This is a genomic window from Collinsella aerofaciens (assembly GCF_040910325.1).
Taxonomy (GTDB): Bacteria; Actinomycetota; Coriobacteriia; order Coriobacteriales; family Coriobacteriaceae; genus Collinsella; species Collinsella aerofaciens_BL.
This window is the reverse complement of the sequence record NZ_JBDGAV010000008.1, coordinates 38,426-53,085: the sequence shown is the minus strand read 5'-3', so window position 1 is coordinate 53,085 and position 14,660 is coordinate 38,426. Positions and strand designations below refer to the sequence as shown.

The 14,660-nt window shown below is 58.4% G+C and carries 12 protein-coding genes; 8 read left to right on the top strand and 4 right to left on the bottom strand.

Going from position 1 to position 14,660, the window contains the following annotated elements; genetic code table 11:
• Positions 1-824 (bottom strand): hypothetical protein (locus AB5Z25_RS04810; protein WP_368134922.1); only part of this gene is annotated, 824 nt, incomplete at its 3' end.
• Between the two features lie 329 nt (positions 825-1,153).
• Between AB5Z25_RS04810 and ptcA the strand changes: the two genes are divergently transcribed.
• From ptcA to AB5Z25_RS04795, 3 genes are all read left to right on the top strand, one after another.
• Entirely contained in the window at positions 1,154-2,227 is a 1,074-nt protein-coding gene (ptcA, locus tag AB5Z25_RS04805; protein WP_117583532.1) for a putrescine carbamoyltransferase, read from the top strand.
• Between the two features lie 133 nt (positions 2,228-2,360).
• Complete coding sequence (locus AB5Z25_RS04800; protein WP_368134921.1) at positions 2,361-3,800, top strand: APC family permease; 1,440 nt, start codon at positions 2,361-2,363, stop codon at positions 3,798-3,800.
• A gap of 367 nt (positions 3,801-4,167) precedes the next feature.
• Positions 4,168-5,373, top strand: a complete 1,206-nt coding sequence (locus tag AB5Z25_RS04795; RefSeq protein ID WP_368134920.1) for an agmatine deiminase family protein — start codon at positions 4,168-4,170, stop codon at positions 5,371-5,373.
• Positions 5,374-5,575: 202 nt separating this feature from the next.
• On the opposite strand, the gene AB5Z25_RS04790 is transcribed toward AB5Z25_RS04795, so the two are convergent.
• A complete protein-coding gene (locus AB5Z25_RS04790) occupies positions 5,576-5,845 on the bottom strand; it encodes a hypothetical protein (RefSeq protein ID WP_271736888.1) in 270 nt (89 codons plus the stop codon).
• Between AB5Z25_RS04790 and AB5Z25_RS04785 the strand changes: the two genes are divergently transcribed.
• Positions 5,844-7,253: an APC family permease gene (locus AB5Z25_RS04785; RefSeq protein ID WP_368134919.1), complete on the top strand. Its 1,410-nt coding sequence runs from the start codon at positions 5,844-5,846 to the stop codon at positions 7,251-7,253. The genes AB5Z25_RS04790 and AB5Z25_RS04785 overlap by 2 nt on opposite strands.
• Positions 7,254-7,288: 35 nt before the next feature.
• Here AB5Z25_RS04785 and AB5Z25_RS04780 read toward each other — a convergent pair whose 3' ends face one another.
• The gene (locus AB5Z25_RS04780) at positions 7,289-7,480 is read right to left on the bottom strand and encodes a hypothetical protein (protein ID WP_368134918.1); all 192 of its coding nucleotides are present in this window, start codon (positions 7,478-7,480) and stop codon (positions 7,289-7,291) included.
• Between the two features lie 128 nt (positions 7,481-7,608).
• Between AB5Z25_RS04780 and AB5Z25_RS04775 the strand changes: the two genes are divergently transcribed.
• The 4 genes from AB5Z25_RS04775 to AB5Z25_RS04760 all read left to right on the top strand — a co-directional run bounded on the left by AB5Z25_RS04775 (position 7,609) and on the right by AB5Z25_RS04760 (position 13,407).
• A complete protein-coding gene (locus tag AB5Z25_RS04775) occupies positions 7,609-8,601 on the top strand; it encodes a helix-turn-helix domain-containing protein (protein ID WP_217750206.1) in 993 nt (330 codons plus the stop codon).
• 315 nt (positions 8,602-8,916) lie between these two features.
• Positions 8,917-10,545 carry an amidohydrolase gene (locus tag AB5Z25_RS04770; protein WP_158554608.1) on the top strand — a complete coding sequence of 543 codons (1,629 nt, stop codon included), beginning with the start codon at positions 8,917-8,919 and terminating at the stop codon, positions 10,543-10,545.
• Between the two features lie 87 nt (positions 10,546-10,632).
• Positions 10,633-12,009, top strand: coding sequence for an MATE family efflux transporter (locus AB5Z25_RS04765; RefSeq protein WP_117746646.1), 1,377 nt, complete (start codon positions 10,633-10,635; stop codon positions 12,007-12,009).
• Between the two features lie 228 nt (positions 12,010-12,237).
• The gene (locus AB5Z25_RS04760) at positions 12,238-13,407 is read left to right on the top strand and encodes an ATP-binding protein (RefSeq protein ID WP_199409482.1); all 1,170 of its coding nucleotides are present in this window, start codon (positions 12,238-12,240) and stop codon (positions 13,405-13,407) included.
• Positions 13,408-13,779: 372 nt separating this feature from the next.
• Here the strand turns inward: AB5Z25_RS04760 and AB5Z25_RS04755 are convergent, their stop codons facing one another.
• Positions 13,780-14,583 carry a LuxR C-terminal-related transcriptional regulator gene (locus tag AB5Z25_RS04755; RefSeq protein ID WP_271736885.1) on the bottom strand — a complete coding sequence of 268 codons (804 nt, stop codon included), beginning with the start codon at positions 14,581-14,583 and terminating at the stop codon, positions 13,780-13,782.
• Between the last annotated feature and the right edge of the window lie 77 nt (positions 14,584-14,660).

The following is a 14,660-nucleotide window of genomic DNA, read 5'->3' as shown; positions in this document are numbered from 1 at the left end:
ACCAGACGCAAAACCTCGGCCTCGCGGTTGGAGAGCCTGTGGGCATTGCGATAGAAGGGCATTTGCTCTTCGATGTGCCGATCAAGATCGCTGACGTTCTTTTCCTCGGGCGCCTCCTGCATGCGGATTGAAAGCACGTGGTAGGCGTAGATGATCAGCAGAATCGCAAAGTAGCACGCAAAGACGTTCTCGCTAAAGTTGCGCTCGGATAGATACAGCTGCAGCCAAGAGGGTGTCAGACTCATGGGGATGACAAGGATGTTGTAGAAATCCTCGGCAACGATGCAACCGACCAGAATAGCGCCGATAATCAGGTGCTTTCGCTGGTTGTTAACGCGTGCCTTCAGCTCAACCTCTGTACTCTTATGAGCCGTCCAGAAGATATACAGTCCCACAAAGACAAGGAATACCTGACGCATCGTGTAGTAGATCCACTGACGCATGGGGCCGGAGGGGACTGCGACGATAGTCAGCGACTCGCACAGCAAAAACTTTAGGACAGGGATGGCGAACAACTTCTTAGAATGCTTATCGAGCAAGTCCATGGCAATCAGCCAAATACAAGCCTGTGAAGCAGTCACCACAAGGGTCCGCAATACAGGCATGGTAATTGAGTAATAGTCGCTGTCCGGAAAGCTCTCGTTTTGCAACGTGTATTCAAAAAAGAAGATCTCGGTCATCTCGATGGCGTAGCAAATAAAAACGCCACTGCCATAGATAAAGAAGCGTCGACGGGATGAGGCATAGGCGGCAAGCGAAAGCACTGCCGTCACAATACAGATTACGAGTATCGCTTGGGTATAGAAGAACATGAGTGTGTCCATCTGTCACTGTCCTGTCTTATTTGATCTCTTATGGAGCCCGCTATATCCCCCGGGTATATATGTCTCAGCCGATTCTTCCATTGCGGATTAGACGCCAAGATACAGCATAGCCGTATACCGTTCGTGGCTCCAGATAGTAAACCTTCTGTAAACACTTGACCTGCGGGTTTATATTGGATTAGAGAGGGTGTAACTCCGTGAACGGTCTTTAATCCCGAATAAACTAGGTAAAAATTGCATACGGGTGAATGATGGTCTTGTCAACACGAGGCGTGATGTCCGAGCGTCTCATAGTAATAGTCGGCAAGACCGGCGGAAAGGAAATCGATATGGCACTGCCTAAGGATTTCATCGACACCAACGACTTCACCAAAGAGCAGATCCTGGCTATCGAGGATCTTGGCCTGGCAATGAAGAAGGCCATCAAGGTTGACGGTTATTATCCGCACCTGCTTCGCAACAAGAGCCTTGGCATGATCTTCCAGCAGGTCTCCACCCGCACTCGTCTTTCCTTCGAGACCGCTATGACCGACCTCGGCGGCCATGCTCAGTTCTATGGCCCTGGCACCATCCAGCTCGGCGGTCACGAGTCCCTGGGCGACACCGCTCGCGTTATGGGCTCGCTGCTCGACATCATGATGGCTCGCGTTGACCGTCACAAGGACGTCGTCGGCCTCGCCGAGGGCTCTGCTGTGCCCGTCATCAACGGCATGTCCGAGTTCAACCATCCCACGCAGGAGATGGGCGACCTCATGACCATGCTCGAGAACCTCCCCGAGGGCAAGAAGATCGAGGACTGCACCCTGGCCTTCATCGGCGACGCCACCCAGGTCTGCGTCTCCCTCATGTTCATCGCCTCCAAGGTCGGCATGAAGTTTGTCCAGTTTGGACCTAAGGGCCACCAGATCCCCGACGGCGGCCTGCACGTTGGCACCGTCGAGGAGCGCGCCGAGTTCGGCAAGCAGATGATGGCCATCGCCGAGGAGAACTGCAAGGTCTCCGGCGGCTCGGTTGTCATCTCCGACGACATCGAGTGCATCAAGGGCGCCGACTTCATCTACACCGACGTGTGGTATGGCCTGTACGACGAGGAGGTCTCGGGCGAGAACTACATGGACGTGTTCTATCCCAAGTATCAGGTCACCATGGACATGATGAACTTCGCCGGCCCCAACTCCAAGTTCATGCACTGCCTGCCGGCCACCCGCAACGAGGAAGTCGTCGACGAGGTCATGGACGATCCCGAGCGCTCCCTGTGCTGGGTCGAGGCCGAGAACCGCAAGCACTCCATCCGTGCTCTCCTTGCCGCCCTGGGCAAGCGCACCCCGCTCAACGACGAGGGTGTCGAGTACTCCGCCAAGGCTGAGCTCCACGCCGCTCTCGAGGCTCTCGAGCAGCTCTAAGCCTCAAGGCTTCTAAAAGCACGTTTGCGGGCGGTGGATGCTCGTCTCCTGCCGCCCGCTCACCGAGGCCCAAGCAATTGCCTTAATGCCTTAGGGCCTCGGATCTGTCCAAGACTGAGCGAAGGAGCTCATCATGAGCGACGGAAAGAAAAAGCTTTCCTTCTTTACGGTCATTTCGACCATCATCTGCGTCGTCTTCGTTTGCGAGGCCGCCGCACCTGCTGCCGCCATCGGCAACCAGCAGTTCTTCTGGTGGATCTTCCTGATCCTGACCTTCCTGATCCCTTACGGCATGGTCGTCGCCGAGCTCGGCACCACCTATGACGGCGAGGGCGGCATTTACGACTGGGTACGCGATGGCCTGGGCGACAAGTGGGGCGCCCGCATCTCGTACTACTACTGGATTAACTACCCGCTGTGGATCGCCTCGCTGGCAACCATGTTCCCCGACATCCTGGGCATGGTCTTCGGCGTCGAGTTCAACCTGATCGCCAAGATGGTTATCGAACTTGCCTTCGTGTGGATCGTGTACCTCATGGGTCGCTCCAAGGCTGCCGACTCCGAGTGGGTCCTCAACGGTGGCGCCCTGATCAAGGTCGCCGTAGCCGTTGTCGTCGGCGCTCTGGGCATCTGGTTTGCCATGGAGAACGGTTTTGCGAACGACATGTCCGCCGCCACCTTCCTGCCCGAGCTCACCAACACCAACGCTCTCGGCTACCTGTCCATCATCATCTTCAACTTCATGGGCTTCGAGGTCATCTGCACCATGACCGACGACATGGCCGATCCCGCTCGCGATATTCCCAAGGCTATCATTGTCGGTGGCGTGGCTATTGCCGTCATCTACCTGTTCGCCGGCTTCGGCATCGGCGCCGCTGTGCCGGCCGATTCCATCGACCCCGACTACGGCATGATCGTCGCAGTCCAGACCATGGTGGGCGACTCCATGCTCTTCAAGGTCATCTGCATCGCCTTCCTGATCACCCTGTTCGCCAACATGGCCGCCTGGTCCTTCGGCGTCAACTCCGTCGCCCGCTACGCCGCCGAGCACGGCAACATGCCCAAGGTCTTCGCCTCGATGATCTCCGAGGACGACATGCCCAACGGCGCCAACCTGGTCAACGCCGTCGTCGCCTCCCTGGTTCTCTGCCTGCAGCTGGTGCCCATCGACGCCATCTCCAACGGCGTCTTCTGGATGCTCTTCGGCACCTCCGTCGTCTTCCTGCTGCTCACCTACATCCCGATGTTCCCGGCGTTCCTCAACCTTCGCAAGAACGACCCGAACCGCGAGCGCATCTTCACGTTCCCGTTCAAGGGCGCGATGATGAAGGTCATGCTGGCCATCCCCTGCATCGAGCTGGTCCTGGCCATCGTCGCGACGCTGGTGCCGTTCTCCGCCGCCGAAATCGGCGACAAGGTCCCGATGATCGTCATCTTCATCGTGCTCGTGCTCATCGGCGAGGTCGTCCGCGTCGTGAGCGCCAAGGGCCGCAAGGAAGAGTACAAGGGCCTCACCCCCGAGCTGGCTGCCCAGCGTCTCGCTGAGGAGGCCGCCGAGGCCGAGGAGAACTAGAGCACCCGGTTCTGGGACTCCGATCCTCCTCGCGTACCAACGTGCGCTTCGTCGGGCTTGTCGCTCCCGACTCCGGGCACTCCGGCCTCTTCGGAGGCGTGCCCAAGCGACAGGTTTGCTAACCATTCCCTGGGGTGGGTGTGAGCTATTGCTCCGGTAACCACCGCCCACCCCAATCTCTCTCCCGTATCCTTCGTGCGTTTTGTCTCCGCGCACCGGGTTACGTCGTCGCTTGCCGGTGCGACTCCGTGAAAACCGGCGCCGGGCGCCCCGACCTTTGCCGGGGAACGGGCGCCTACCATCTCTTGGTTTTAGGCTGCGGGTAACCCGCCCGCGGCAAACGATCGTTCGATTTGGAGGAAATCTTATGCGTACGATCACCGAGTCCGAGTCCACCCCCAGGGCCGACGGCTTCTTCATGCCCGCCGAGTTCGCCCCGCAGGACCGCGTGTGGATGGGCTGGCCCCACCGCACCGACACCTGGGCCCACGGCGCCAAGCCGGCCCAGAGGCAGTATGCCGCCATCGCCCGCGCCATCTCCGAGTTCACCCCGGTCTACATGTGCGCCAACCAGGTCGACTACGCCAACTGCAAGGCCGTCTTCGAGGAGGACGAGAACGTCACCGTCATCGAGATGACCACCGACGACGCCTGGTTCCGCGACACCGCCGCCACCTACGTCATCGACGGCAAGGGCGGGAAGCGCGCCAACCACTGGCACTTCAACGCCTACGGCGGCCTCGTCGACGGCCTGTACTTCCCGTGGGACAAGGACGAGCAGATCGCCCTCAAGATGGCCGAGCTCTCCGGCTGCCGCCGCTACCGTCCCGACGACATGATCCTCGAGGGCGGCTCCATCACCGTCGACGGCGAGGGCACCCTCGTCGTGACCGACCAGTGCCTGCTTTCCCCGGGCCGCACCTGCTCTGCGGTGCTCGAGGAGGAAGAGGACCCCGAGTCCATCTGGCCCAAGTACCGCAAGAAGTTCGAGCCCTGGAGCGAGGAGCTCCGCGCCTACATGGACGAGCACCTCAAGGACTACCTGGGCGTCGAGAAGGTCATCTGGGTCAAGGAGGGCATCGACCCCGAGGAGACCAACGGCCACATCGACGACGTCGCCACCTTCATCGCCCCGGGCGTCATGGCCTGCATCTGGACCGACGACCCCGAGTACCCGTTCTACGACCAGTGCCACGCCGCCTACGAGACCCTCTCCAACGCGGTCGACGCCAAGGGCCGCAAGATTAAGGTCTACAAGCTCTGCATGCCCGTGAACCCGCTGTTCATGGACCAGGCCTCCTGCGACACCATCGACGCCGACGAGAACGCCGAGCCGCGCGTCCCCGACGAGCCGCTGATCGCCTCCTACATGAACTACCTGGTCACCAACCACGGCGTCATCGTCCCGCAGTACGGCGACGAGAACGACCAGCTGGCCGTCGACACGCTCCAGGAGATCTACGACGAGGTCTGGGGCGAGGGCGTCTACAAGTGCGTGGGCGTCCAGTCCGATCAGGTCGTCTACGGCGGCGGCAACATCCACTGCATCACGCAGCAGGAGCCGTCCGCTTAATCGTCTGGCTTTCCGAGGCACCCCATCTCGCCGCTCAAGCCGTCGCTCGCGGCGACCTGGGGCACCTCGGAAACCCAGCCGGCCAAGCGCACAGGGCTACCTGGTTGGTCGGCTGGGTTCTCTTTGGGCACTCCGTTGCCTCCACATCGGAGTGCCCTTTTTCTTTGATTGGGTACGCGTCTGGCCTGGGATTTATTGCGGGTTAGGCCAATTGTTCGCTTGGATATCCCAGGTCAGACGCGTCTTCAATCGCCGAAAGTTCCCGGTCGCGAGCGCGGCCGTTTTGATCGGAGTATCTTTGTACCAGCGTATCGTCATCTTCACCCGCCTGTTCCGCGAGCGTTGGTCCAGCAATTGCATCCTCTCCTCTCTTTGGGATGGCACCTGCACCGGTGACGCGGCCTGCAACCCTACCTTGGGCTGCGCCTTCGGTACAGATGCCATCCTTTTTGCTGTAGGGGGAGCGTGCCATGGCAGGTAAAAAGTTCTCCCTGTTCGAGGTCATCCTCTCGGTTATCTGCGTCGTGTTTACCATCGAGGCGGCTGCTCCGGCGTCTGCCATGGGTAACGTGCAGTTCTTCTGGTGGATCTTCCTCATCATTACGTTTTTGCTTCCCTATGGCCTGGTGGTGGCCGAGCTCGGTACGGCGTTCGATTCCGAGGGCGGTCTGTACGATTGGGTCCGCTTGGGCCTGGGTGACCGTTGGGGCGCCCGCTGTTCCTGGTGCTACTGGGTTAACTTTCCACTGTGGGTGGCAAGTATCGCCTGCATGTTCCCCAGTGTTATCAATGCGGTATGGGGTATCGAGTTTTCGCTCGGGGTCCGAATTGCCATCGAGCTTGCCTTTGTGTGGGGTGTCACCGTCATGGCGATGCAGCCGGTTGCCGAGGCCGATTGGGTCATGGATGGCGGCGCCGTCATCAAGGTGCTCATCACCGCCGTGGTGGGAATCGTCGGCATCTGGTTTGCCTGCAACAACGGCTTCGCCAACGACATGTCGTTCGAGACCTTCATTCCAGACTTGGGCGACACCAATTCGTTGACGTTCCTATCGATCATCCTATTCAACTTTATGGGCTTCGAAGTGGTCGCGACCTTTGCCAGCACGATGAAGAGCCCGTCGCGCGATATCCCCAAGGCGGTTATCGCCGGTGGCGTGGCCATCGCGGCGATCTACATCATCTGCGGCATCGGCATTGGAGCCGCGGTCCCCACCGAGCAGCTTTCGCTCGATTCGGGCATTGTGGACGCGGTCGCCGCCATGGTGGGGCGCACCCACCCGCTGACGATGATTGTTGGCGTGGCCTTTTTGGTGACGCTGTTCGCCAACATGATCTGCTGGAGCTTTGGCGTCAACAACGTGGCGAGCTATGCCGCGCGCCATGGCAACATGCCGCGCCCCTTTGCTCTGGTGTCCAAGAAGACCGGCATGCCCGACGGCTCGGCGCTCATTAACGGTTGCTTTGCCAGCCTGGTGCTACTGCTCCAGATCCCGCTGGGCGAGGGTTCAGACGTCTTTTGGGTTTTCTTCTCGATGAACGTCGTCTTTTTGCTCATGAGCTATATCCCGATGTTCCCGGCGTTTTGGCGCCTGCGCAAATACGACGGTCGCCCGCGTGTGTTCCGTGCGCCCTTCGAGGGCAAGGTACTCGCGGTGGCGCTCGCGATTCCCGTGGTGGAGCTCGTGCTTTCGATTATCGCTACGATCGTGCCGCTCAACAGTTCACCCACCGAGATGGCAAAGATGCCGATCCTCTTGGGCGTGGTGATCGCCGTGTTGCTGGGCGAGGTTTCGCGCCTCATATCGCGCCGCGGCCGCAGCGTCGATAATCCCGGCGTTGGCGCAAGGGGGACAGGTCGCTTTGCGCCAAAACAGTAGCTCCGCGAGCTGCGCGGCGCTCGCTGCATCCCGGATTACTGTCCGCGGTGCTCGGGATCAGAATCGAGCTTGGGCGCAAAGTAGGGGACGTGGCCCAGGTAGGGGCAGCTGTCCGAACGCGCCTCAACGGCGCAGGGGACATTGTCGTAGGTCATGGAAGAACCGAGTCGGGTGATGGCCTTGGCGGCGGGCGCGACGAGCATCTTGAGCGGAGCGATCGGCGTCATGGCATCTCCTTTCATCGGTGAGACACAGCTTGTTTATCTAAACGATACAGTACGTTTAATCGGTGAGTCTAATCTTGCGGCAAAGAATCTGTCAACATCCTCACAGCATCTAGACAGGGGAGGCGGGCATGAGTTTCGCGTTCTATATCTACACCACGATTATCATGGGTGTGGCTCTGGTGACCAGTGCCGTGGCATTGGTGGTTTGGCTCATGACGCGCCGTCGCGACAGCCTCGTGGCCGCGGCGGGTTTTTTGCTCTATATGCTCGATATGTCGGTCATCTTTTTTGACGAGTACAATCGGCTCAAATACGACTACGCCGTTACCTTTAGCGAGCCGCTGCAGCACCCCTTGCTGCGCTGCGTGCTTGGTATTGCCATCTATGCCTGCGTGGTGCTATGGATGTTTGCGCGCTTGCGCAAAAGACCGACGTCGCGCATGCTCGGACTCGCTATCGTGCCGTTTTCAATCTTGCAATTGCTGCTGGTGCCTCGCAGCGGCGCTGCCGGAGAGGTGCAGCAGTATCTCTTTTGGCTCACGCGTGACCTGGGTAATGTAGGATGTCTTGCCTATGCCGCCTGGCATTACCGGTACAGAGCAACGCGTGTTGAGAAACTCGACCTCGACCGCTCAAAGCTCTTTTGGAAGGTGGCCTTCGTTCTTGTGTTTTGCGTGATCGCCGAGGACACCTACATGATCTTGTTCTGCCGCCCCGACTCCCAAAACCCCGTCATCGGCCTCTTTTTGTGGTATCTGTCCGAGCGCAATATCTCCGAAAACGTGCTGCTCGTGGTATGCGCGGCTCAGCTTTTTTGCCAGTTTAGCCATATCCTGCGTGTGTATGCCCGTCATCCGCGTGCCGATGAGGACGTGGCAGCCGAGAGCGCAAGCTCTGAGGACGATCTCGCATCGCGTGTGGTGATTTATGCCGACGCCCATAAGCTGTCACGGCGCGAGCAGGAGGTGCTCACGCTGGTGCTGAAGGGCAACGACGCCCAAAACATCGCCAGCGAGTTGGTCATCAGCCCTGGCACGGTCAAGGCACACTTGCATCGCATCTACGTTAAAAGCGGCGTCTCCAACCGAGATGACCTTATAGATACCTTTTGGCGTTCCTAGCCTCATTCTTCCTCGCATGCGGGTCTTGCTGTGTGGGCGGCCACACCGTTGGGCGTAATGAAGCGGTAATAATCTCAGACAATAAACCTGCAGGTAAAGCGTGTAAACCTGCTTAAACTGACCGTTTGCGGTCCCTGGCCTTGGCACGGATTTGCCCCTGTGTATCAATGGGTGTAGCGCGAAGCCGCGGACGTGGGACAGACGTCCGAGCACGGCTTGTAGGCACGCGCCGATGCGGGAGCGCTACGCTCCCAACCGAGTGCCCACGCGGGCGGTGCGTCCGCGTTACAACCAAAGATGCCTGAGGAGGCTCACATGGACAAGGCTGATGTAGTTATCAAGAGCGACGCCGTCTTTACCGGCGATGGGCTCGAGCCGTTTAAGGGCGGCGTTGCCGTGCGGGGCGATAAAATCGTTGCCTGCGGTGACGATGCTCACCTGGCACCGTTTATCGGTCCCGATACCGAGGTGCGCGACTTTGGCGACCAGCTCGTCATGCCCGGCCTGATCGACTCGCACACGCATTTTGCCCAGGGCGCGTTTATGACCGACCCCGATTTTGCCGTCAACCTCATCGACTGCACCAGTTTTGAGATGGCGATGGAACGTGTCGTGGCGTTTGCGGCCGACCATCCCGATAACGAGTGGATTCTGGGCTGCCAGATTATCCAGTTCCAGTGGGATGTCCCCGAGATGCCCACGGCCGCGATGATCGATGAGTACATCTCCGACCGCCCGGTATTTCTGCAGCAGGTTGACTTGCATACCTTTAGTGCCAATACCTGCGCCATCAACAAGGTGGGAGTAACTTCGCAGACGCCCGATCCCGCAGGCGGCAAGATCCTTAAGGATGCCGACGGCAATCTGACGGGCGTGTTTTCCAACAACGCCGGCGCCTTCTTTATGGACGAGGTCTACGACCCAGCGCCCGAGGTTGTTGACGCGTCGTTTGCAAAAACCGCCCGGCGCGCCAATGCCCTGGGAATCACTACGGTCGGCATGGTCAATCCTACGTTTGTGAGCATGGAAAACCCGTATGCGGTGTTGGCAGGTCTTAATGCCAAGGGCGACTTGCCGCTGCGCGTGTTCCTGTACACCGACCTGTTCGAAAACGAGTCCTTGACGCTCGAGCAGATCAAGGAGAAATACGCCTTCCCGGGTACGCAGGTGGAGTGGCACGGCTTTAAGCAGTTCCTTGATGGTGTGTGCTCCGACCATACCGCCTGGATGCTTGAACCCTATAGCAACGCACCCGACACCTGTGGTGAGCCCGCGGAGGAGCCGGAGCGCATCCGTGCTGCCATCCTGAGGGCGCAGGAATGGGGCGTTGACACGCGCATCCATGCAATCGGCGATCGCTCGGTGCGTTTTGTGCTCGATTGCTTTGAGGAGGGCGAGCGCTTGCATGGCAAGCGGGATTGTCGCCACTCCATGGAGCACAACGAGACGGTTCAACCCGAGGATATGCCGCGTTATGCCGAGCTCGGCGTCTGCCCCGGCATGCAGCCGTGGCACATGCTGCTCGATATGGCTGACCTTGCCAAGGACGAAGCCGTGGGTCCCGAGCGTGCCGCGCTTTCGTGGCCCCTGCATAGCCTGCTTGCCAGCGGAGCCGTGGTGCACCTGGGCAGTGACTTCCCCGTTGTGGGCTTGGAGCCCATGGAGGAGGTGTACGGCGCGGTCTTCCGCATGCTCGAGGACGGTTCCAACCCTGAGGGCTGGTTCCCCCAGGAGCGCATTACCATGGCCGAGGCTCTGCGCGCCTACACCTATGGCAGCGCCTACGCCATGCATGCCGAGGACCGCATCGGCACGCTCGCGTGCGGCAAACAGGCAGATATCTGCGTGCTCGACCGCAATCTCTTTGATTGCGAGCCGGCCGAGGTGCTCGAGGCTACCGCAGCCCTCACGATGATCGCCGGCAAGGTGGTCTTTGAGGCATAGCGCCATCGTTTGATTGGGCGGCTTGGTGCCAGTTGTCAGCCGCCTGACATCCGTTCAGCACTACTCTCTCAAGGAAAGGGGAGAACAATGGCAGAAGAAGTAACCGCTGCCGTGGAGGAGGAGCGCGAGCTCGCCTCCCAACCGATTCCCGGTCTGGTGCGTAAGTACACCATCGTCACCGGCCAGGGCATGCTCGCCCAGATCATCATGGTGGTCCTTGAGGGCCTCGTGATGGGTTGGGGCCTAGGTGCCCACGGCCTGGCATGTGTCTCGATCATTATGTCGGTCGAGTACATCAACCTGGCCTTTGGCAACCTGTTTGGCACCGGCGTGCCCGCCGTGGTGGGCAACCTTTTGGGTGCCGGCGACATCAAGGGCGCAAGCAAGGCTTTTAGCCAGGGCTTTTGGCTCACCACGATCGTGAGTGTGCTGCTTGCTGTGGTGATGGCAGTGTTTACCGAGCCCATCTGCACATTCTTTGGCGCCACGCCCGACATCATGGCCGATACCGTTGCCGGCGTGCGCACCTTCGCCGTGCTGCTGCCGCTCACGGTCATTGGCCAGATGATCACCGCTGTGATGCGTGTGGACGAGAAGGTTCAGATCCAGGCCAACCTCATGACCGTTTCGGCCATCGTCGCCATCTGTTGGCTCGCGCTTTCCACGTTTGTGCTCAAGTTTGGCGTTATGGGCGCCGGCGTGTACTACGGGCTTTCCATCGGTATCTGGGCCATCGGTATCTTCTGGTTCATCGGGGGCAAAAAGTCCCAGCTCCAGATTAGCCTGGCCGACCTTAAGCTCGACCTCGCCATCTGCGGCCAGATCTTCAAGATCGGCTTCCCGTTCTTCCTGGTCCAGGGTGCGACCTTTATCTTTAATACCGTTGCCAACTCGCTTTTGGGTTCGCTCGGCGGCGACATGGGCTCGCTCTACATCGCAGCCTTTGGCGTGATCAACGGCTACATCCTCTACATTACCATGATGGTTGCCCAGTGCTTCTCCTACGGTCTGCAGCCCATCGCTGCCTTCAACGCCGGCGCAAAGGCTTGGGCACGCCTTAAGGAGACGCTCTCCTGCACGCTTAAGTACCAGGTTGTGACGCTGGCGCTGGTCACCGTCGCGCTCTGGCTTGCCGCCACCCCGGTGTGCGCCTTCTTTGCCGGCAGCGATCCTGCGCTCGTTGAGGTTGCCGCCAACGCCACGCGTACTGTCATCCTGGCTGTTGCCCTGGGCTATCTTGCCATGACCATGTCGATGTATTTCCAGGCGGTCGAGAAGGTGGGTGTCGCCACGTTTACGGGCCTGCTTCGCTATGTGATCTGCTCGGTGCCGCTTATGTACCTCCTCGGCAACATGATGGGTGTCGAGGGCGTGTGGATCGCCCTGGTGGTGGCCGATGCCATTACTGGCATCATCTCCATTGCGCTCGCCGCGCACGAGTCCAAGCGCCTTGCCACGCTCTAGGCTCGGACATGGCTGGCGTACGATAGTCGAACAAGTTAACTCGCCTGCAAGCCACCACAATGGGGACAGCCCCCATTGTGGTGGCTTTTGTTATTTAGGGTCTGAGATTTCGGCTCTATAAATAATGCTTTTGAACTGGGTTACTATAAGATTATGGTAAACGCTACTATAAGATTATGGAGAATGAAACTATTCGATTATGGTAACAGCGTAATAAGGGGCGTTGATATGGCTGAGTTCATTAACAGGGATTTGCATGAGTTGCTCATTCGCATGGCAGGCTGGTTTCCTGTTGTGTCGTTGACAGGGCCTAGGCAGAGTGGTAAGTCTACGCTGGTTCGGCATGCCTTTCCCGACTATTCCTACGTCACGCTTGAGGACCCTCAAACGAGGCGCGCGGCCTTGGAGGATCCGGTGAGTTTTATCCGCAACCGAAAGGGCGGACTCATCATCGATGAGGCGCAATACGCCCCGGATTTGTTTTCAATGATCCAGGTTGTTTCGGATGAGCGGGGAGACGCCGGTCAATACATCCTTACAGGCTCGCAAAACTTTTTGATGATGAAAAGCATCGGGCAGTCTCTTGCCGGGCGAGTCGGGATCTTAAAATTGCTGCCATTATCGTTTCGAGAAGCGGAGAGGGGCCAGCAGGGGCAGCTGGAAGTGGATTTGTTCGCGCTCGAAGGGGGATACCCTCGCCTGCGTTCCGCCGGAATGCCGTCCTCGGTTTATTTTCCCAGCTATATCGATACCTATGTTGAGCGCGATGTTGTGGGCTTGCTTGATGTGCGCAATAAGGCGGAGTTTCATAAGTTTCTGTCCATAATTGCTCAGAGCGTCGGTGCCCTCATCAATATATCCTCGCTTTCTCGAGATACGGGCGTGAGCGTATCGACCATTAAAAGCTGGTTGTCCATTCTGGAGCAGAGCTACCTGACGTTTTCGCTGCAGCCCTATTATGCAAATGCCAAGAAGCGTCTAACTAAAACGCCCAAGCTCTATTTTTACGACACGGGGCTGCTCTGCTACTTGCTCAAAATTGGATCACTGGAGCAACTATTGGAGAGCCCTTATCTGGGGGCCGTTTTCGAAAACCTCATCGTTTCCGAAACGGCGAAGAGCCATCTCAACGTGGGCGAGAATCCCGAGCTGTATTTCTATAGGGACGACAGCAAGCGTGAAATCGATTTGCTCGACTGTACAAACTCAGGGAGTCCCAAGGCTATCGAAATAAAATCATCCAGAACGTATCACGATAAGTACGCCCGCCATCTACAGACTGTATGCGATGAGATCGACATTGCAAAAGATGCGCGCTATGTTGTGGCCCGCGTGGACTCAACGTATGAGTCGAAAGACTGTAGTGTGGTTTCGGCGCGTGATTGGCTTTTACGATAACAAGCTCGGCGTATTAACGGCTGCCGCGAAGGGAACCGGCCCCCTTTTTGCGGCGGTTTTTGCCTATCTGGTGCGTCTTAGATGCAAGTGAGTAGACTTATTTGGATATGCCGAGCACATCGCAACAAATACTCAATAAAACCGCAGGTCAGAGCTGTGGCGTTTTGGGGCGTGCTTGACCTCCTGCAAAAAGCCTACTCACTTGGTTTTTCTGCTAGAAGACCGCCGCGAGGGAAGGCAGCTCCCTCGCGGCGGCTGACATTTGCCCAGATAAAACCTGCCAAAATAAACCTGTCTACTCTTTGAGCCAGAGCCGACACTAATTCAAATGGCGAAATCAAAGGGCGTTCTCTGCATGGAGGGCGCCCTTTTTTATCGCGGGATGTTTTGCGTGGCAGTCATGAGGCCCAGGCGGTTGCTGACGCCGAGCTTGCGATAGATGGCGTTGACATGCTTCTTGACGGTTGACTCGCTTATGAATAGCTCGTTTGCCATCTGTTTGTTCGTTTTGCCGTCGAGCATGAGCCGCATGACTTCGGCTTCGCGCGGTTGGATATTGTGTTCTGTAATGAAAGCATTTAGCTGGTTTGTGTCTTCTGTCTGGGTGAGTTTAATGCCCCGAGGATAGAGGTTGGCGAGCGCGAGGCTCGCGTGCCGAGCGACTTCGAGCAGGATTGCGAGCTCGGTGTCGGTGAAGTCTCCGGCCGTGCGTTCACGAAACAGGGTGATGCTTCCTAGCGGGCTGTCGTTGTGCGCGAGCGTGGCCGTACAGCCAAAGTAGACGCCCTGCGGTTCCATCCATTTGCGATAGATGGGCGTGGCATCGCGTCGCTCGACGTCGACGAGGTCGAGGTCGCGGTAGACGCCGACCTTATGTAAGTCAAAGCTCCATGTTGTATAGTCCATCGCGGCGTAGCGGTTGTAGTAGTCGCTCAGTGCGCGGTCGTCCATTCCGCTGCTTGCGGGGTGGACGTAGCGTGGGGCATCACTGCCCGCTGCCTCGATCAGGTCGAACATGGCGATCCGATGGGGCACGAGCCCTGTCGTTCCCTCGAGGGTCTCCTTTTGCAGCTTATCGACACCGTGTGATGCGTGGATTGCAAGCGCGAGCTCGTTGAGAGCAGTCCAGGTCGTACTGTCCAACTCAATAGTCTGCTGATTATTGCATGGGGGCATAGGGCATCCTTTCCATTGTGGAACCCAGTATGTCATGTTCTCGGCCTGAATAGAACTTTAGGTCAGCGAATGGTATA